The sequence below is a fragment of the Paraburkholderia sp. IMGN_8 genome, from assembly GCF_038050405.1.
Taxonomy (GTDB): Bacteria; Pseudomonadota; Gammaproteobacteria; order Burkholderiales; family Burkholderiaceae; genus Paraburkholderia.
The window spans coordinates 2,032,139-2,052,580 of the sequence record NZ_CP150901.1 but is presented as its reverse complement, the minus strand read 5'-3'; the positions used below and the strand labels follow the sequence as shown (position 1 = coordinate 2,052,580).

The window sequence follows — 20,442 nt, the reverse complement described above, 5'->3', positions numbered from 1 at the left end:
AGGGATCGCTTTATCCAACGAAATACGCAGGCAAAGAGCAGGGGAGAATTAGATGAAGAAGAGAAATGCCGTCAGCCTTTCGGGCCTCGCTCTCGCGGCAAGCGCCGCATGCGCGCCCGCAGCTGTCCACGCGCAGAGCAGCGTCACGCTATACGGCATCCTGGATGCGGGTATCACCTACGTGAACAATGCCGGCGGCGCCCATCAGTTCAAATTCGACGACGGCGTTTCATACGGCAACCGGATCGGCTTCAAGGGTGTCGAGGACCTCGGCGGCGGCTTGCAGGCTGTATTCGTGCTCGAATCGGGTTTCCATCTGAGCAACGGACAATTAGGATTTGGCGGTTCGGAGTTTGGACGGCAGGCATACGTGGGCTTGAAGAACAGTTGGGGCACGTTCTCATTCGGCAATCAGCTCGACATGACCGATGAGTTCGTCTATCTGTACAACATCTCCTCGTGGGCGAGCGGCTACGCGATCCACCAGGGCGACTTCGACCGCATGAACGGCGATCGCCTGCCGAATTCCGTCAAATTCGTATCGAGCGATTTTTCGGGCTTCAAGTTCGGCGGCATGTACTCGTTCGGCAACACCGCGGGCGACTTCCATCAGAAGAGCGCATGGAGCGTGGGCGCGTATTACGAGCACAGCGCGTTCAACATCGGCGCGGCGTATACGCAGTTGAACAATCCGTACGGCATCTATGCGTTCGACCCGTACGCGATGATCGGCACGCGGACCTTCCTCGGCCAGCCGACCGTTTCCGTCAATCCGACGACCGGCGCGGTTACCGATCTATATAGCTCGTCGTCGTTCCCGGTCGATAAACAAGGCGCGTTCGCGATCGGTGCGGCTTATACGATGGGCGACCTGATGCTCTCAGGCGATTTCACGTACACGACGATCAAGGGTTTTGGGCAGACCTCACACATGCAGGTCTATGAAGCGGGCGCGTCGTACAACTTCACGCCGGCGCTGGTTCTGTACGGCGGCTATCAGCACACGCGTTTCGAAGGAAACCACTGGAATCAGGGCTCGCTCGGGCTGCATTACCTGTTATCGAAACGCACCGACGTCTATATCTCCGGCGACTACCTGCGTGCATCGGATGGCGTGAATGCGGTGATCGGCTATAGCTTCACGCCGTCGACGTCGAATACGCAGAGCGATGTGCGGATTGGGATGAAGCATTCGTTCTAGTAGATAAGAAAAACGATCCAGCTTGAAAGGGACGCTTGTCGTCCCTTTTTCTTTGCGAGCAAGGTGAAGTAAAAAAGCCTGCAAACAGCGGGCTCTTTAGCGAGAAGGTGACGGTAGTTATAGTCAGTCTTCGCGTGCCGTTCCTTCCGGCCTCGCTGCCTGCAGCAGTTCGCGACAATAGTCAGTTACTTCGCTGGCGATTCTCTCAGTCGGAATGCTGTTGATATCCTGCTCAGCAAAAACAGTCTGTATTTTCGATTGGGAATGAAGTCGCCACTCGGGCTTGATTTGACAGAAGATCGCGACACCGCCAAAGCCGAGTAGGACATGACTTGTTTTCGCTGCCGGGTTTGTAACACCGCCATGCAGGCAAATTTTTGCCGAACTGCCAATCTATTTTTGCATTCTTGGCACTTGACGAGTGTCATTGATTCCCCCGAATTGAATGCTGATAGTGCACGCTTGTAAAGCGGGGGGGGGGGCGGCGAAAGTTTTTGAAAGGCAAAAAACCGTCGAAGCAGGCAACAACACGCCGCGAAGCGGCCGGGTGTTGATGGCGCACGCGGAATGTCGTTGACGTTGCCATCAGTAACACCCTTCGGCCCAACCAGGCTCGTCAGGTCCGACGTTCATTGCGCACCCGAATGAACCAACAGCGCCGTGGGCCGGGCGGAACTTCCGTCCGCAACAAGCGAACTCCTACCCTTCCGAACAAGGCCCCGCGCATGGCGCGATGTGGCCTTGGTGCAGGAGCTCGCTGGCTCGAGCGGCCCCCACCGCTTCGCTGAAACGGAAGCCTTGCGCGCTCGTCGCCCGATTCGTCGCAGCCAGCAGCGCACGCTGTTGCTCGGTCTCCACGCCTTGGGCAATGACCCCGATCCCGATACTGTGCGCAAAGGTGACGATGGCACGGATCGTCGCTGCACTCTCGGGATCGCTGGTAGACCTGTGGATGAGGGATTGCGCGATCTTGAGATGGTTCACGCGATAAGCCTTGACATACTCAAATGACGCGTACTTGCTACCGAAATCATCGATGGCGATCTTCGCGCCGAGCTCATGTAGCTGTGGGAGTATGTCGCTTTGTGCCCACGACAGCCTGGCCAGAGTCGCCTCAGTCACGTCGAATTCCAGATCGGAGGGGGCGAGACGCCACTTCGCGGCGGTTTCAGCGACATCGCGCACGAATGCTTGAGCGCTCCTGAGCTCGAACAGAGACAGATTGATCGCGATCATTAGCGGGGCCACCCCCTCGTCGCGCCATACTCTCATTTGCCGGCACGCCTGGTCTAGCACCCAGTGCCCAAGCGCTGCCATGGTGCCGTCCCTCTCGGCGATCGGAATAAACACACCGGGGGCAATGAGGCCGCGCGTCGGGTGATGCCAGCGAACCAGCCCTTCCATCCCCAGAATGTTTCCGGAGGACAACTCGACCTCGGGCTGGTACTGGAGTTCCAACTCGCCGCGATCAATCGCTCCTCTCAAGTCGTCGGCGAGTGCGACACGTTCGAGCACCTCCTGGTCGAGTTCGTCAGAATGAAAGCGATATCGGTTGCCGCCCTTATGCTTCGCACGGTGGAGCGCTAAATCGGCGTGCGTCAGCATGGCGTCTGCTCCACTGTCGCCCTGGACGTACGCACGGATGCCAATGCTCACTGAGATACGCACATCGTTGCCATTGAGCAGATAGGGAGACGCCAGTGCCGTTTGGAGCTTCGCAGCCAGTACACCGGCGCTCGCGGGCTCGCCCATGTCGCCCTGCAGCACCGCAAACGCATCGCCGCTCAACCGGGCAACCAGGTTGCTTTCGTGAGTGCAATTTCTGAGGCGCTCTGCCACCTCCCGAAGCAACAGGTCGCCGATCGGGTAACCCAGTCTGTCATTGACCAGCTTGAAGTGGTCGAGATCAACAAAGAAAATCGCAAACGGCACGGTGCCATGTTGGGCTGCAGCGAAAGCCTGGCGCACCTGCGCGAGGAAGCTGGCCCGATTCGCCAAACCCGTGAGCGCATCAGTGTGAGCGAGCCGCGCGATCTTTTCCTCCGCTGCCTTGCGCTCGGTAATGTCGATGATGATCCCTTCAACTTCGATTAGCCGTCCATCCTTATCGCGGACCGGGACGTAGCGATTCGCGACACAACGGTAAGCGCCGTCGCCAGTGCGCAAGCGGAACTCGATTGAGACGCCTTCGGCGTCCTTTTCCAGGACTCGTGCCAGTGCCGCATCGACTTTGGCCTGGTCGTCCGGGTCGACAAGCTCGTTGGCCCAGGCTGGCGAGGCGAGCAAGGTAGCGCGGTCGTGGCCGAACCTGGTGATGTCATGCGATATGTAGATGAGCGGAAACGACGGCTCGCCACGCAGACGGTAAAGGATGACTGGACTGTTCTGGACGATGATGTTGGCTTCAGTAAGCGCTTTGATTCTTTCCTCGACGACCTCTTCCAGGTCGCTCGTCTTGAAGGCCGCCTCTTTCGTCATCTGCCACTTCGTGGTCAGCACGCTGGCCGTCTGGCGGATCTCAATGTTGTTCAATGGCTTCTTGAGAATGAGCAGCCGGTCGTCTGCGCCCAGGCGCCTGGCCAAGGTCCCCCAGGGGTAATCGGAATGCGGGCTGCATAGGGCAAACTGCAACTTCGGGTCCACTTGCCAGAGCCGCTCGATGGTCTGAAGGCTGTCCCAACCGGGCAGCATGTGCATGTCGACAAAGGCCATCGCATAGGGTTTGTTCTCCGCCAGCGCGCGCACGACCCGCTCCAGCGCTTCCTGGCCCTGATATGCGGAATCGATCTGAAACGCCGCGCGACCGGCTGGAACCTCGCCGAAAAAGGACGCCTGGGTTGCGGCCAGCGCAGTTTCGCTGTCCAGGGGGCGAGCGAGAATCTTGCGGAAGTTCTGGTGAGTCGCAACATTGTCGTTGATCACCAGGACGCGACGATTGACTGGATCGCTCTGCACGCTCACGCAAGGCCTTTCACGGAGCCAGTGGCGGTTCCAGGGCAACGATCTCGCCCTTGCAGACGTCGTCACACGGTGTCTGCCGGGTCGCACGCCCCTGGGCAGCCAGTGCGGTTCTATGTAAGACCCAGCGTGAGGCCAAGACCGTGACCAACCCTGTTCGTGGTGAAGCCTTGAGTGAAAACGCATGCCAGGTTCTCCCCGCAATCCCAATCCCGCTATCGGTCGCCGCTGCGACGAACTGACTCTCAAGTGCGTCGCCGACAAAAAGTGCGCCGAACACGTATAGGGTCGCATCGATCCCACCCATCGCGATCGCACTCGTATCGAACCAACCGGCGGTGTGAGGTCGGTCGAAGACTCCGAGGCGACGGGTCAGGCCGCAGATACAGGATTGCTTAACGTTTCTGGTCGCTCCGCGCTTGCAGCGATTTTGGTTCAATGCGTCAATGTCGACTCACCGAGTCACCCCGTGTGTTGGGCCGCGCATGTGTTGTGGTCAAGTTGGCCCCATAGATTGGCCCAATCTCGTCAGACGATTGAAGTATAGTCGCGCGCATCCATCTGACAAATTTCAGTGAGTGGGAACCTCACTCGCGCTTGGCGGCGAATTGAGGGCCGGACGCGGCATGGTCAGGTTGCGGGGTAGGTCGCGTAAGAGGGCGTGCTGAAGAAATCGACATCGCTCCGGTTCGTCCTCGCTGAATTGACCGCAACGATCAAACGCGCCTGGCACTGATGCCGATACCATCGAAGCTTCAGCCGTGGTTTGATGCGAGGCAGCGTTTCAGGTTGAGCCATACGCATATCCAGATGGCTCGCGAACTGGGATTGAATCCCCGAAAATTCGGGGCGCTGGCTAACGGGCAGCAGGAACCGTGGAAGCGAGCGAAAAGTTGCCGGACCTCGGCGGACATGGCAGCAAATAGGGTACGAAGGGAATGGGCACGGCGGCGGACGACCGTCTGAGTGGGTGACATCGATCTATGTGCGCGCCGAGCAGCAGCGCATGCTTGAGGCGCCCGCGCAGTATTAAGCGGCGGATGACGATTGACGGCGGCTGGTACAAAAAGGTGCCGATTGCCTGTCTGTAACGGCATTCGCTGTATCGACGGGGCCGGTAAACGCGTAAGGCCCCCCGGTCGCCCTACGCCCAAACGAGGCCCAGGAAGTATTGGTGCGGCTGGACGTCTGTTCTCCACGGAATTTGCTGACGTCCGGAACAACGTCGGCGAGCCAGGACAGCCAATCGGGGGAACCGAAAATGTCGGATATCGGATCGAAACGAACGATAGGCCTAGCCCTTCAGGGTGGCGGGGCCCACGCAGCCTTCACGTGGGGCGTACTGGATCGCCTGCTGGATGAAGTGGCGAAAGGCGGGTTGTTTATCAAGGCAATCAGCGGCACCAGCGGGGGCGCGTTGAACGGCGCGGCATGCGCCTATGGTCTGCATGACAATGCTGCGGAGGCAAAGCGATTACTCGAGCAACTCTGGAACGCCGTCGGCGCCAGGTCGTCCTGGTACCCGTTCCTTTTCAACTCGCCGACCGCAGAACTGGACTCGCCGCGGCGATGGAATGTTGACTCCAACCTGTTCGTGATCGGGCAAGGCATGCTTCAACAGATCAACTCGCCATACCTGACACCTTGGCTACAGGACCCAATCGGCTCGATCATGGAGCAGGTCATTCCTGATTTCGGCCGACTCAACAGGCATAACGACGACGCGCCCGACCTGTATGTCGCAGCGACGAATGTGAACCGGACTGCGCTGCGCATCTTTGGTCCAGGGGAAATCACGTCAAGGGCACTGATGGCCTCCACGTGTTACCCGACGCTCTTCCAGGCGGTTGAAATCGACGGCGAATTCTATTGGGATGGAGGCTACATGGCCAATCCTGCACTCGACCCGCTCGTTGATTCCGTGAACGATCTTCTGACTGTCCTCATTGATCCACTCCGGGTGGAACACGGACCGCCGAAGCTGCCGCGACAGATTGTCAACCGGATCAACGAGGTGAGCTTTGGCTCGTCCTGGGTGAAAGAAGTTCGACAGATCGAGTTGATCAACCAACTCATCAGAGACAGGGTTATTCCTCTCGAGGCTCCAAATGGAAAGACATACGCCGAGAAGCGTTTCCATGTGATACGGGCAGACGACTTCATGGAAGAGATTGGCGCCGCATCGAAGAGCACGCCGTCACCCGGGTTCTTTCTCGCCTTGAGAGAGGCCGGATGGAAGGCGGCAAACGCATGGGTGCAGGACCACCTCGGCGATGTCGGCGTGAAGTCAACTTTCGACGTGGACACGGAAGTGAAGCGCAGGCTCACTGGATCAGCGGGCACGATTCGGTCGCTGCAGCCTGCAAACGGAAAGTCGTGACAACGCCTGGCCGGGGTGTTTGTTCAGCGCGTATGCACCTCGTGGCCCCTTCGTTAGCGGACTCAGCACCAAAGCAATCGCTCAGCGGGATGATATCGTTGCGCCCGCGTCACCGGATCACATAGGGTCGTCACGCGATGCTTGCCACCGCTGTGAGCATCACGCGAATGGGGGCTCCCGAGGCTCGCCCAAATGGCGCAGCGCAGCGGCTCATGGCGAGCCACTGCCGTGCCGTGCAGAGACGTTGGCCGTGACGCTTCAGCGCGAAGACTTCTCCTTCAGGCGCAATCGCTACTTGCTAAAAAACGGGCAACAGAAAAGGCAACCGGACAATTACAGAAGAGATGTTGCTTTATCTGGAATTACCTCTATTTTTGTAGAGGAGTTCTGCACGCCTGACTCGACGCTTTGTGGCAGATTTGTGGCACAACTTTGGCCGCTGTCCGACCATGGCGGCTCAATGCACACGTGGCGCGACCTGTTTGCACTACACGATGGTGTACGCAGCCCTCAAGCGCAAGACGGTACGACTGACCTGATGCCGCCAACGGCCGTCGTCGGCAAAACCGTTGCTATCCCACTGACTCAATGCCCATAGCCGTTACCACCGGCGGAACAGTCAAGCCCAAAGAATTTTTGCGAAGCGGACGCGCCTTTCGTGCCGTGTCTGCAGCCATCTCCGAGCGCCGCCTCCGCTCGCTAAAAGTCCTTTGCACGAGAGAACAAAAGATGAGGGGACAGCCAGCGATTGTTATGACAATTCGTCGTATTTTGAATGCCGTTTAGTGCCTCTCTACGATGGCTCGAAGGGGGTGCGGCTTACCTGAGATCAGAACTTCAGGAGGTCATTCGATGGAAATCAAGTCAATCGTCGCTTATCAAGGACCTAATATTCATGCACATTTCCCGGTCATCCGATACACCGTCGATTTGGGGAAGCTTGAGGAATGGCCAACCATGCGGCTCGGCCACGACTTCATTGATCGTCTGCTTGGCTATCTCCCCGGCCTTCAACAGCATGGCTGTTCCTACAATACCGCGGGCGGGTTCGTGCGACGCATGTGGGAAGGCGAGGGCACCTGGCTGGGTCACGTGATGGAACACGTAGCCATCGAACTGCAGAAGGTCGCGGGTTCGGACGTGAGCTTTGGCAAGACGCGTGCAGCCGGGTCGCGGGGACACTACGACGTAGTCTATGAGTACCATGATGAAGATGTCGGTCGGCACGCCGGAAACCTGTCTCTTGCCTTGATCGGGCATCTTCTTCCTGACGAACTGAAGCCGGAGCAGAATCCTGAACAAGATTTCGACTTTGAGCATGAACTGGATGATTTCATCCGTTATGCGCGGAGCCGCGACGTGGGGCCAAGCACTGCCGCGTTGGTGAGCGCCGCTGGGAAGCGTGCAATCCCCTGTACGCGCCTGAACGGCGAGAGCCTGATGCTGCTCGGCTACGGGCGCTTCCAGAAACGCATCAAGTCGACGCTCACCAGCGAGACGCGTCAGATCGCAGTAGACCAGGCATCGGACAAGGAAGAGACCAATCGGACCCTGCATGACGCGGGCCTTCCGGTGCCGCGGCAACGAAAGGTCTATAAAGCCGGCGATGCAGTTGATAGCGCCGAACGCATCGGCTATCCGGTCGTGGTCAAGCCCTTGGACAGCAATCACGGGCAAGGCATATCAATCAAGCTTACAAGGCCAGAGCAGGTGGAACTCGCCTTTGAGAGGGCGCAAGAGTACAGCAGGGGGGTGCTCGTCGAAAGCTATATCCCGGGGTCCGATCACCGCATGCTGGTGGTCAATGGCGAATTGCTGGCGGTTGCCAGGCGTATCCCCGCCCATGTGGTGGGCGATGGGGTTCACACCGTAGAGGAGTTGGTGGAAGAGGTGAATAAGGATCCACGCCGGGGTGTGGGGCATGAGAACGTGCTCACCCGCGTGGAGCTCGACGGCGCAGCAAAACACCTCCTGGATGACGAGGGTTTTAGTCCTGAGACCGTACCCAAGCCGGGCGAGACCGTCTATTTGTGTGCCACCGCCAACCTCTCCACCGGTGGTACCGCCATCGACGTCACCGATAGCGTGCACCCGGACAACCGGGAAATGGCCGTCCGGGCGATCAGGGCCATTGGCCTGGACGTCGGTGGTGTTGATTTCATCACCACCGATATCTCCGCGTCGTATCGTGAGACTGGCGGCGCCATTTGCGAGGTGAATGCCTGCCCGGGTCTACGGATGCATCTGGCGCCGAGCGACGGCACGCCCAGGGACGTGGCCGGGCCCATCATCGACATGCTGTTTCCACCCGGTGCTCCAACGACCGTCCCCATTGCAAGCATTACCGGCACCAACGGCAAGACCACCACGTCGCGCATGCTGGCCCATATCATGAAGCTGGCGGGCTACACGGTTGGTCTGGGTACAACCGATGGCGTCTACATCGACGGACGGCTGACTGTGGAAGGCGACATGACCGGGGCGACATCCGCGCGCATAATTCTCGCGGATTCCGCTGTCGACGCCGCCGTACTGGAGACGGCCCGGGGCGGCCTGCTGCGGTGTGGTTTGGGCTATCCGGAGTGCAACGTGGCGGGCTGCCTCAACGTGACCGCCGATCACCTGGGCCTGCGTGGGGTCGAGACCGTGGAGCAGATGGCCGAGGTCAAGCGCATCGTCATCGAAGTGGCGAAGGACATGGCTGTCGTCAACGCTGACGATCCCTTATGTCTGAAGATGGCGGATCATAGCCACGCAAACCGCCTGGGCTACGTGACCATGAACCCTGCCCACCCGCTGGTCAATGAGCATATACGGGCGGGTGGGGTGGCGGTTATTCTGGAGGAAGAGATAAACGGCCACATGATCACCCTGTGGGACGGTGGTCACCGTTTTCCGTTGCTGTGGACGCACCTGATTCCGGCCACGGTGCAAGGGCTCGCTCTGCACAATGTGCAGAACGCGATGTTCGCCGCGGCGCTCGCTCGCGGTCTCGGGATCGATCTCGAGGGCATCCGCCTGGGCCTGCGCACGTTCGAAAACACCTTCCAGCAGACCCCCGGCCGCATGAACATCTATGATCAGCATCCGTTCAGGGTGATTCTGGACTATGCGCACAATCCGGCGGCCGTGAAGACCATGTGCGCTTTTGTAGACCGGCTGGGCGCCGCGCGCGCGAAGATCATTTCGCTGACGGTCCCGGGCGACCGCCGTGACGAGGACGTCCTGGAGATCGCGCGTATTGCGGCCGGACACTTCGAGCATTACATCTGCCACCGGGACTGCGACTCGCGTGGGCGGGCTCACCTCGAAGTGCCGGAAATGCTGTGCTACGCGCTGCGCGAGAACGGGGTCGGGGCAGAGCAGATCGAGGTCATCGCCGATGAGCAGGCAGCGAATCAATCGGCGCTCGAGATGGCTGGCCCTGGCGATCTGCTCCTCCTGTTGAGCGAAGACTACACGCGTGCCTGGCAGCAGATTGTGCACTTCAGGCCCAATGGGCAAGCAGGGCATGCGGCCGAGAGAAGACCAGGGCCCGTCAAGATCCGTCTGGACGATCTGGGCGGGTTCGAATGGGACAGTAGCATGGAGATCATCCGTGACGAGCGCGGCGTGCGGCTAGCGCGAGAGATCGAGGACTGAATGAGTTTTCGCCGTGGTAACGGCGACGTCCCAGGCGGTCGCAAGCCGACCTGGTAGCAGGACCCCAAGGCGGGTGAAGCATCCGATGCACACCCTTCATGAGCGTCAAGACTTAGGAGAGCCAAAATGGACGAGGCACAAAGATTTCTTCTCTACAACGACAACGAAGCCGCGCTCGATGCGTCCTCGAAACGGAGGATAGCCGTCGAAGTCGCGCTGGACCTGATACGTCACGAAGCGATGAGCGGGTCGTCGCGCAATTCTCTGGATTCCAATCTGAGGCACCTCTCGGACTATGCCGATTTTATTCAGGAAGCCTTGAGAGGCAGTGAGCGGGAGGCCTTGGGAGGCAATGAGCAGGAGGCCTTGAGGGGCAGGGACCGGGACGTATCGAGGGATCGGGACCGGGAAGCCTCGAGGGGCAGGGAGCATTAGCGGACTTGCTGCGCCTGCTTGCGCGTAGCAGACGCAGCGCGCACGCTCAATGGAGCCCTGTTGCGGTCTCGGGCGCCGCATCCCGCCTGACTTGACGAGGCACCGGTCCCGCCCGTGCCTCGTCAATCAGAACGATAGGGGGATTTGTGGTCACGCCGATAAAACCTCTCTTTGCGAGGCATATCGTCTCTGTCGATAGCAACGAGGAAGATGCGCTGTTCGTCGTCGATCCGGACCTTGGGGTGCTCGGCAAAATTGACGTTCGCACGGGATTCTTTTGCGCGATTGTCAATTTCAGGAGCTTCAACGCGTTCAAAGGATCGGCTGCACTCTGTATGCGGCCGGATGGTATCGTCAATTATTCGCGTTCCAATCGGATCTACGCGGTCGGGATAGAGGATGGAACGGTCCGTGACGCGATGGACATCATTACGATCGATCAAGCAGAGGAACTGGTTGGGCTGTGCTGGAAAAACGATCGGCATTATGCGGTCGACAGACGTGGCGCCCTGTTCATTCTGGATGAGGATGGTTTAATACAGGCGACTGAGGTAGGTCATGGTGTCAACGATATTACCGTGCATGGGGATCTCCTGTTTATACTGAACGGCGCCAGCCAGGCCATTTATGTCTACAGTCTTGATGGGATTCATCTGGCGTCGCTGACCATACCGTATGAAGGGGCATCGGGAATCGCTTCCATTAAAACGTCAGATAAAGAAGAACCCGTCATCTATATATATTACAACCAGGATAGCTGGGACGTTTTCGACGATGCGAGTTCCGAATCGGGGAAGCGCGGCAGTCCGAATATAAAACTCAATAAGCACGTCTCCGATGGTTTTATAGAGAGACTTGACTACAAAATAATAGAACTTGGCGAGATCGGGAGTTTCGGCCTTTCGGGAGGGTATGAAGTGAAATTGACTTATGCCGAAATGCTCAAGCCCACCCGCGAAGTTTTGAACAGAATCAGTGGTGTCGGGATGTGCGTCAGGCTGTCGATTCCAGTCGAGACGCGAAGACAGAAGATCAAGTCAATCAGGATTATTGGCGACGTTCCGGGCGTTTTAAAAGAAGACCAAAATGGCAACGAGATCGTGGAATTCGATCTGACCGGCGTCGAGCTTGATAAGGAGCGCCGCCCCTTTGGCTATAGTGCTGTAATCGAAGCGTACGGCATACGATACAAGCTGAATGTCGCGGATGCGCCCTATCCCGACGATATCAAGACACGCTTTCTTAAAGAAGAGTCCAGGTATTATATGGACCGGCTGGAATTAAGAGACATTGCAGCCGAGCTGATTTCGGCTCTGCCCGAAAATGAGCGCGGTAATGTGGTCAAAATTGCGAAAGCCGTGCGCGAATATGTTTATAGCAGGTTGGCGTACCGATACAACAACCAGTACACAAGTCCCGTCGAGACCTTGAGAGGCGGTGAAGGGACCTGCGGAAAGTACATGGAGCTGTTAATAGGATTAATGCGGCTTTGCGGGGTCGCATGCAGGCCAGTCGGAGATTTCAAGGTACCCGAGTATAAGCTGAGATATGCGCGAGTCAACTCGGTCTGTACGCCGGATTACGACCATGCGTGGGTGGAGTTCTATGTGCCCGGGCTAGGGTGGGTACCGATGGAAAGCTCATCGGACAATGCGCCAGAACGACATGAAAGGTTTTTTGGCGCGTTGTCGTGGATCTATATAGAAAACAGCAGAACAGAAAAGATGTGCGAAATATGCAAGCCCGGTTGCTGGGAAAAGGTCGATAACGATCTGATGTATTCGGACTTGTTTGTGCCTGACATCCAGATCGAGGTCCTTCGGGAGGCCTCGCTGGATGAGGTGTTTCCTGACCGACGTCCGGCAGTCCGCGCCGCCTGAGCACTCGGCGGTTTGAGGGAAGCCCGACGCTTGATCGCGAGAGGTCGCCAAGGCGGCTCACGTGATGACTTGAGAATACCCAGGCTTACCGGCGCGAATCCGAATTAGCGCTTGATGGTTGCCCTATGCGCCGCCAAATCATACAGGTCGCCCTCAACAAGGATGTCCAGGTGCAGGCCGATCACGCTGACCGGCGCGTGGCGACGATCTGGATGGATCGCGGAGTGCTGGAGTTGGGACGGGTTCACAATGGTGATGCCGCCGCTGCCCACCACCTGCAGCCCGTGGTCCGGACCAATAAACGCAGCCGTGTCTTCATCCAGGCCGATACCAATAGCTAGCGGGTTGTAAGTCAGGGCCATCAGTAGACGCCCGAGCCGGTCCTGGTGACGATAGTGCTGATCGATGATCAACTGCCCGATCAGGCCCAGGCCCGGCGCCAATTCGACAATGTCCGCGCGGGGCGTCGTGCCGCTCTGTCCGGCCGCAATCATCTGCTCCGGCAGAAACGCGGCTCCTGTCGAGGTGCCGGCCACGTGGATACCCTGTGCATTCCGGTTGCGGATCTTCTGGGCCACCGAAGTGCTGCCCATGGTCTCGGAAAGATGGACTGTCTCGCTCCCCATAAGGAAAATCCCGTCGACGCTATCGAGCACTTCGAGGTCCCGCTTCGACTCGCAGTCTGCTCGGGTCCCAAATCTCAGGAGGCTGACCCGATCAACGCGCAGATCGCGGAACGCTCGTTCGTAACGATAGCCAGCCTCGGGCATCTCGGAGACCGTGGCGACGATGGCGATATGCGCACGGGAGCCGCCGCAAAGCTGCACGAAGCGGCGCAGGATGGAGGCCTTCCGTATGCGTCCTCCATCGCCGCCGATGGGGACGATAAAACCGCGTGTGCCGCCCGTGGACGCCATTGCACGACTCAACTTTCACTCCGGGTAGAGTGCAAAATCGCGAAGTAGCCTAGGTCTCGTGCAGCCACCACGTGATCCGCCTGTTCCACCGGCAGCACTGCTGCTGGCGGGCTCGCATCAGCTGGCGTCTATGGTTTCTGCCGTCCCAGTCGCTGGTGCCTCGCACGATTATATCGGCAAGCGGATCGCGGCAGACGCGCGCTGCCCGGTTCGTGAATGAAGCGGGTTCTGCTTTCTAACCGGTCAGGTCAAGGCAGCGGCGGTCAATTCGCAGGCAGCGTTGCTTTTCGCGGACAAGATACCGCCTGAGAGAGTGTGTGTTGCGAGATCGTACGTATTGCCTTCGACGAGGATATGCAGACGTACTCCTGTCAGTCCTACCGGGTCGTCGCGGCGAACCGGGGCTGCAGCCGAATTGCGCAGATTCGACCCGTCGATGATGGTGACGCTACCGGTGCCGACCACCTCCAGCGTGTCGTCTGGACCGATGAACGCGGCCGTATCCTCATCCAGCCCGATGCCCGCCCCGAATGGGATAGAGGCCACCGCCGCGAGCAGGCGGCCGAGTCGATCGCGCTGGCTGAAGTGCTGGTCGATCACAAAGCGGCTGATGAAACCCAGGCCCGGCGCCAGATCGACCATCCCGGCGCGAGGCGTTGCACCGCTCTTGCCGCCGGCGATCATCGCGGCGGACATGGCGGAGGCTCCAGCGGAGGTGCCCGCTACGTGCATACCGTGTGCGTTGCGGCGGCGCAGCTTGTCCGCGGCCGACGTGTCGATCAGCATCTCGGCGAGGCGTACCTGGTCGCCTCCGGTCATGAAGACACCGTCAGCGTGATCGAGCACCTTCAGATATTTGTCGGACTCGCAGTCGGCGCGGGACTTGAATGGCAGGATACTGACCCGGTCAGCCCCGAGATCGCGGAACACAGTCTCGTAGAGATCCCCCGTATCGTCCAGTGAAGAGGCCGTCGGGATGACTGCGATGTGCGCGCGTGAGCCACCACAAAGCTTGACGAAACGACGCAGGATAACCGGGTTCTGGACCCGATTTTCCTTGCCGCCAATGGGGATAATAAAGCCTCGCGCGGCACCGTTCAGCGATTTTCCGGGGTGCATCATTCACTCCTTCCAGATTTGTACCTTCCCCTCTATGACCATCGTAACAGCAAAAAGCGCGCCAATGTTTCCTTGACAAGGGCTCGCGCGCGCTGTGCCGGCCGCGTTGAGAAGAAGCTCGCCGGGACATCAGACCGACGAGGTGCGGGGAGGGTATGTGCACACATTGTGTGCGCATTTGAACCGATATGGTGCGACATTGACGTGCAACTCAACGCCGATCCGCCGAGGATCGTGATCCTCGAGACCAACTCCCGGACGTTGAGGATTGTGCCACTGCACCCGACGACAGCGGAGAAGCTACAGACCTACGCATTGCCTCCGTCACAGGCTGGGGTATGCAGGACTGTCGGATCTGGCTGGCCAATCACGTCGCGCTGCGCACCGAACTGATTGGCGCGCACGAACATGTAAGCCACCACGTCTTCGACATCTGCCATCGCAACACGATCACCGGCCCGAGGCAGCAACCCTAGACTTCGGGTATGCGACGGGCCGCGCGCGAGCTGGTTGGCGCGGCGCTCGGTGATATCGAGATTGACGCGCGCGGCGACCATTGGCCCACGGTCGTCGGGAAGCAGCACAAGGTGGCCAAAGTCGCATTGCCGCCGCTCGCCCGCACGGCGCTCAATCGTCACCTCGTCAAGCGCCGGCTGCCAGTGACGTCCAGCCGCTGGCGCCCGGACATGCCGTTGATCGCAAGTCTCGCCGAGGACAGTGCGGCGCGCTTCACCAGCGTGCGGCTCTGGAACGTACTGCAACGATATCGAAGCGTTTTCATTCTTGTGCGAACGATTGCTTCTCCTTACAGCATAGTTTTACGCCCGAGCCGTGTCGTTTCCTGTGTTTATGATTTGACATAAGGTAAATTATCAACATCAACAATGTTACGGCAAAGCTGTAATGTCGTACCTGGGCAAAGCTGAAACGTCGCGTGCTGGCTGACCTTTGACCGGAGGCTCGCATGACGACATCCGGGACGATCACCATGACGATGCGCGAGGTGGACCGGCTCAGGACGATCCAGTCGGTGGTCGATGGCATGCTGATGACGCGGCAGGCCGCGGAACGGCTCCAGTTGAGCCGGCGCCAGGTTGATTTCGACGCCTACACTCTAATCGCAGACAATCCACTGTGAATACGGAGCGCGTTCTACATCGTGGAGCCAGTGAGCGAGGCCAAAAGGCTCTTAATCGACCTCCAATTCTCAGACTGCGTGTTACGCATATGGATCATGACCCGTTTTTTGAAGCTCTTAAGGCTCATTTTCAGTAAGCCTGAGGCAGCAATATCTTGAAAGAGGCGCTTTCCGTCACAGTCCTCCCGCCAAGTTGCTTCCCAGACGCCCTGCAGACGTTGTTTAGCCACCGAGCACTCCGCCTCGAAATTGTGGCGCCATTGATCGGCATCCAACCCGCCCACTTGTTCCTTCATGTCCTGAAGTCGCGCGACCAGGGCCTTAGCGATTTCAGGAATTTCTTTGCCCTTTACGTTGGCGGCTCGCAACCCGACGTCTCCGTATTTAAACGCTCTGTAGACCTCCCTCGCCGCACTCTCGTCGAGCTGATTAAAAGCCAGCGCTTTTATGAATTGAAAAACCTCGCCGGCGTTCGAAAACGGTTTTTTGACGACTTCGCTATCCATCAAAAGATCAGCGATCGCATCCTTGTCAAGAAGATAGTTCTCTAGACACCGCCAATCCCATTGGAGAATTTTTATCGAATCTGTATTCTTCAAATTTGTCGGTGCATCGTCGCGATCAAAGATGAAAAATCGAGGGGAAACTACGTCTTTGGGATCTTCCGCGGTCTGAAGGAGGGCAATCTGCCGCTCAATCTCAATTCGCCCACCGAGATCCTTTAATTTAAATCTCCTGAGTACGTCACCGAATCCGGTCTCCAATATTGTCACATCGTCTGGCCCTTCGACGAAGACAATTCCCTTGAAGAGCAGTCCCTCGCTTTCGGATGTCCCAAGTGCTCGAAGCGCAGACGAAATAGTGTCTTGATCTTGGCGCCGGACCTTTGTAAGCATTTTTTCCGATATCAAATGAAAAAGTGAGCACTCTTCCCTGTCGAACGCGCCAGCAAGGATTTCCGGAGAGTGCGAACATATCAAAATCTGGAGGTTTTTTGGCTTAACATAATGGTCGACAATAAACGGCAATACGTCCTTGCACACTGCAGGATTTAAATGAAGCTCCGGCTCATCGAGCAAGATGAGTCCACCCTCGACTATCGAACGGCCAATCAAGAGGAAGGTTAAAATAAGCCCCTTTTCGCCACTACTCATCCCATCCAAATCGAATTCACGACCCGACTCAATATCTTGTATTTTTATGGAAAGGAGGCCGATTTCATTTATCCCAACCCCTATAATCTTTCTTCCTTTTAAAACACCATTAAATATTTTCTCAAATTCAAGATAAATATCCGTTCGATCTGCGTCGCTGGTTACAAGTGCGGAAAATATCGTATTCTTTAGGCGCGCATATTTCAATTGAGGCTGAGAATTGTGCGCTTCGAGTTGGTTGGCTGTATCGGCGGCCCCAAGCTGAACCGGCTGCTCACCGTTCGGCAAAGAACGGTCGGCGGGAAAGTAGCTAAATTTGGTGAGATTAGGAGGATTTTGTGCCTCCAAAACCGATATGAACGCTGGACCCAGCTGGCTACCCGTTGATGTCGGACCCGAGTTCGCAGTTATGGTCAGCTCGACATTTACACGATTGGCTGATTCTCGGATTCGTTTTAACTCAATGTTGATTTCCTCGGATACTGCCTTGATTTGTGCTTGACCTTCAGGAGATGAAACAAACGCAACCATGACTCCGGGGTTTGCAAACGCTTGCCCCATTCTCGCTTGGACGACGCTGTGCGCCATCTGCGGCACAAATTTTCTCAAAATCTGTATTTCAGATTCGTTAAATTGAAAAATGCAAGAAATGGCAATCGGTTTTTCGACGTCGCGCGCAACCGCATTTAAATTCATCCGGCTTGGCATATGAGGCGACGACGCACCTAGACCGAACATTACTTGATTGGCTTCGTTTTGCGTTCGAGGCGCTAAAACGGCCTTAACCAATCGAACCGCCTCTAATATTGTGGTTTTTCCTATCGCATTCGGCCCAACGATAACATTTACATCATTGTCAAATTCCACGTCAATATCTTCGATAGCGCGAAAATTAACGATTCTCAAGACGTGAAGGCGCATAGTATTCCCCGTTGTTTTTAGTCTGCGACTATAAGGCAGTAGTTGGTACGGCTGCGGGCGAGTCGGCAACTTCGCTGCCATGTTACCAGCAGGGACGCGCGATACGATGCCAAATTAATGGTTCGAGCCGGGTGGCACGGAACGAACTCATCTGTTCTCCGCATCGCGGGTAAATATCCCTGTGTGCTGCGTCAGAATGCGTCAATTTCGGAAAATCTGGAATTGTGTAAGAGCCAACAAAATGACAGCCGCAGCGTCACTGCGCGAATGCATCAACCATGGGCAGACAAGCGCAACGCAGGCGGGGAAGGGGGACAGCGTTTGATCGGGCGGGGTGAACGGAAACGCCCACGCGTCGACAATGTGTGATTCGTCCCCCTGCCCATCTCTCGTGCTCAAGATGCGTTCGGGTCGCTAAGTGGGGCGCGCGTGTGAAATTCAAGAAGCATCAGCTCGTCTTTTGCGATATCAACCGTCAGTTTGAACGGTGATCTCCGCGCCAGACCGTGGCGCAGTTGCAGCATCGCCAGAAAGATTCCCATTCATCGTTGGCGATGGCAAAGCAATTAATCGGATCCGATGTCCCAAGCGTGATCTGTCCTGGCAAGAGTCGACGTGGGCTCCCGCGGCCGGAGAGTGTGCGGCGCAGTGCGAGCTTTCCCTCAACTGGCTTCACAATTGCTGCGATGCAGCAATATGCTCACCATGAAGGAAATAAGTCATGAGTTACGATCATGAAACCGAGCAGCCGATCGAAGAGGTTGGCAGCCTGCTGAAGGCACTTATTGAGGTTGGACTTTCTCAGAACGCCCTGCTCTCGGGCCTCTCCCGCAAGCTGGATACTGCGATTTGTATCCTCGAGCATGTCTCCAAAAATACTTGCGAGACGCTCAACGAGATCCACTCACGGTCTGATTCGCGCCGGGAGTTCATCGAGTCCAAAGAGTCGAGAGAGTCGAAAGAGTCGTGCAAAGAGTGTTGCACGCCGCCGCACCCGACAGCCCTCACATATTGCGAGGTGGAGGAGCCCACGCCCTACTGCAAGTATGAGCCGTGTGAGCCCCGGGAAGAAGGAGGCGGCACGGCGATATCCTTGGTTGGAAGCGCTGCGCCGCAGCGAGCCTTCGGAGCCCCTTTTCCTCCCGCGGCCAGTTGTGGCAGTCCGGACGAGGAAGCCAATGAAGTCCCTGCACCCGACGTGCCTCGCGGTCCATTTCGTGGCTTTCTGACGCCCGGCAAGCCCATCAAGCCCCTCGACATCAGGTCTGGTGGTGCGGCGGGCGGCGATCCAGACCCAGTCGTCTTTGGGAAGTATACGATCTACGGCAAAGGTGGCACGCCCAAGTCCACGGTTGCAGCGGACATCAGCGGAGCGGAAAGCGGCAGCGTCGTGCTGGCCACTGCTAACAAGTACGTCGCCTATTCCACCGACGCGGGAAGCACCTTTACTCCCTTAGATCCGACCACCATCTTCGACAACACGGCCGACGGAGGTTTCTGCTGCGATCAGATCGTCCAATATGTCCCCAGCATCGATCGCTTCATCTGGCTGATGCAGTTCAATGTCGGCGCCAACGGCAAGAACCGTCTTCGTATTGCGGCTGCGAGTCCTGAGACCGTCTCCAGCAGTAAGTGCACCTCGTGGACATATTGGGATCTAACTTCAGATGCGCTCGGCATTACCACGACGGCAGCCGATGCGGCGGCCGGAAACCACTGGTTGGACTATCCCAACATGTCGGTGGGCAATAACTTTTTGTATATGAGCGTCGACAACGTCGGCAACGGCGGGGCATCGCCCCCGACAGGAGGGCGGATCATCGTTCGGATCCCACTCCCGGAAATCGCGGCGGCCGGCACTATCAATTTCCGCTACACCGACTGGGCCAACTCGGGGATTGCCTACGCAAGCCATGTCACGCAGAACACAGGCGACGAAGCGTATTGGGCCGGAAACAAGAACAACAGCACGCTCCAGGTTTTCAACTGGAACGAGAACTCGACATCGTACTCGTGGCGCGATGTAGGCGTGAACAACTGGCCGAATGCAACGCTCACATCCATTGCGAAAGACAACAACGACTGGCTTACGAAGGCGGCGAGCTTCCCGAATTTCGGTGTGATCGGCGCGACGCGGCGCGGAAACGAAGTATGGTTTGCGTGGACCGCGAGCAATGGAGCCGGCGCCAGTGGGGGGTTCAATTTCCCCAACGCCAACATTCAGGTGGTGAAGATCGACCCTTCTGCCGGCTACAAGCTGCTTGACCAGTTTGCCATCTGGAACAATGACTATGCATTTGCGTATCCGTCCCTGGCGACCAATGACCGTGGCGAAGTGGGCATAGCACTCGGCTGGGGCGGCAAAACATTTTATGCCAACAGCGCCGTGGGAATCTTGGGCGACTTCGTCGTTTGGTACCCAGCGCTCAGCGACATCTCCACGACTCGCTGGGGCGACTACGTCACGGTCCGCCAAGCCAGCCCGCAAAACAGCCTATTTGCAGGGTTCGGTTACTCAATTCTGACAGACGCGACCACAGCGGCAGGCTACCGGTTCGATCCGTTTTACATTCTCTTCGGAAGGAATTCAATCATCAACCCCGGGGGTGGGGGCATCCAGTAGCGCAGCACCTATCGCCCAGTGAAGCGGCCAGTTCCGGTCGGCAGGTGATACAGCCGGCCGGAACAGGTGGACCG

12 protein-coding genes and 1 pseudogene are annotated in these 20,442 nt (G+C 57.6%); 8 read left to right on the top strand and 5 right to left on the bottom strand.

The window, feature by feature from the left end; genetic code table 11:
* Nucleotides 1-52 precede the first annotated feature (52 nt).
* Nucleotides 53-1,201, top strand: a complete 1,149-nt coding sequence (locus WN982_RS30380) for a porin (RefSeq protein WP_341319252.1) — start codon at nt 53-55, stop codon at nt 1,199-1,201.
* Between the two features lie 699 nt (nt 1,202-1,900).
* Here the strand turns inward: WN982_RS30380 and WN982_RS30375 are convergent.
* Complete coding sequence (locus WN982_RS30375; protein ID WP_341319251.1) at nt 1,901-4,162, bottom strand: EAL domain-containing protein; 2,262 nt, start codon at nt 4,160-4,162, stop codon at nt 1,901-1,903.
* A 1,258-nt stretch (nt 4,163-5,420) separates the two neighbouring features.
* Between WN982_RS30375 and WN982_RS30370 the strand changes: the two genes are divergently transcribed.
* The 4 genes from WN982_RS30370 (at nt 5,421) to WN982_RS30355 (ending at nt 12,496) form a co-directional block, all read left to right on the top strand.
* Nucleotides 5,421-6,539: a patatin-like phospholipase family protein gene (locus WN982_RS30370; RefSeq protein ID WP_341319250.1), complete on the top strand. Its 1,119-nt coding sequence runs from the start codon at nt 5,421-5,423 to the stop codon at nt 6,537-6,539.
* An 852-nt stretch (nt 6,540-7,391) separates the two neighbouring features.
* The gene (gene cphA / locus WN982_RS30365; RefSeq protein WP_341319249.1) at nt 7,392-10,181 is read left to right on the top strand and encodes a cyanophycin synthetase; all 2,790 of its coding nucleotides are present in this window, start codon (nt 7,392-7,394) and stop codon (nt 10,179-10,181) included.
* 126 nt (nt 10,182-10,307) lie between these two features.
* Entirely contained in the window at nt 10,308-10,616 is a 309-nt protein-coding gene (locus tag WN982_RS30360) for a hypothetical protein (RefSeq protein WP_341319248.1), read from the top strand.
* 146 nt (nt 10,617-10,762) lie between these two features.
* A complete protein-coding gene (locus WN982_RS30355) occupies nt 10,763-12,496 on the top strand; it encodes a transglutaminase family protein (RefSeq protein ID WP_341319247.1) in 1,734 nt (577 codons plus the stop codon).
* Between the two features lie 104 nt (nt 12,497-12,600).
* Here WN982_RS30355 and WN982_RS30350 read toward each other — a convergent pair whose 3' ends face one another.
* Nucleotides 12,601-13,413, bottom strand: a complete 813-nt coding sequence (locus tag WN982_RS30350) for a cyanophycinase (protein ID WP_341319246.1) — start codon at nt 13,411-13,413, stop codon at nt 12,601-12,603.
* Between the two features lie 243 nt (nt 13,414-13,656).
* A complete protein-coding gene (locus WN982_RS30345; protein ID WP_341319245.1) occupies nt 13,657-14,535 on the bottom strand; it encodes a cyanophycinase in 879 nt (292 codons plus the stop codon).
* A 469-nt stretch (nt 14,536-15,004) separates the two neighbouring features.
* Here WN982_RS30345 and WN982_RS30340 point away from each other — a divergent pair.
* Nucleotides 15,005-15,296, top strand: a pseudogene (locus WN982_RS30340) (integrase); the annotation flags it as partial.
* 200 nt (nt 15,297-15,496) lie between these two features.
* Nucleotides 15,497-15,670, top strand: a complete 174-nt coding sequence (locus tag WN982_RS30335) for a hypothetical protein (RefSeq protein WP_341319244.1) — start codon at nt 15,497-15,499, stop codon at nt 15,668-15,670.
* A gap of 14 nt (nt 15,671-15,684) precedes the next feature.
* Here the strand turns inward: WN982_RS30335 and WN982_RS30330 are convergent, their stop codons facing one another.
* Nucleotides 15,685-17,691: an AAA family ATPase gene (locus WN982_RS30330; protein WP_341319243.1), complete on the bottom strand. Its 2,007-nt coding sequence runs from the start codon at nt 17,689-17,691 to the stop codon at nt 15,685-15,687.
* A 449-nt stretch (nt 17,692-18,140) separates the two neighbouring features.
* Nucleotides 18,141-18,287, bottom strand: coding sequence for a hypothetical protein (locus tag WN982_RS30325; RefSeq protein ID WP_341319242.1), 147 nt, complete (start codon nt 18,285-18,287; stop codon nt 18,141-18,143).
* A 179-nt stretch (nt 18,288-18,466) separates the two neighbouring features.
* On the opposite strand from WN982_RS30325, the gene WN982_RS30320 reads away from it, so the two are divergent.
* Nucleotides 18,467-20,368 (top strand): hypothetical protein, encoded by a 1,902-nt coding sequence (locus tag WN982_RS30320; RefSeq protein WP_341319241.1) that lies wholly within the window; start codon nt 18,467-18,469, stop codon nt 20,366-20,368.
* The last annotated feature ends 74 nt before the right edge of the window (nt 20,369-20,442 follow it).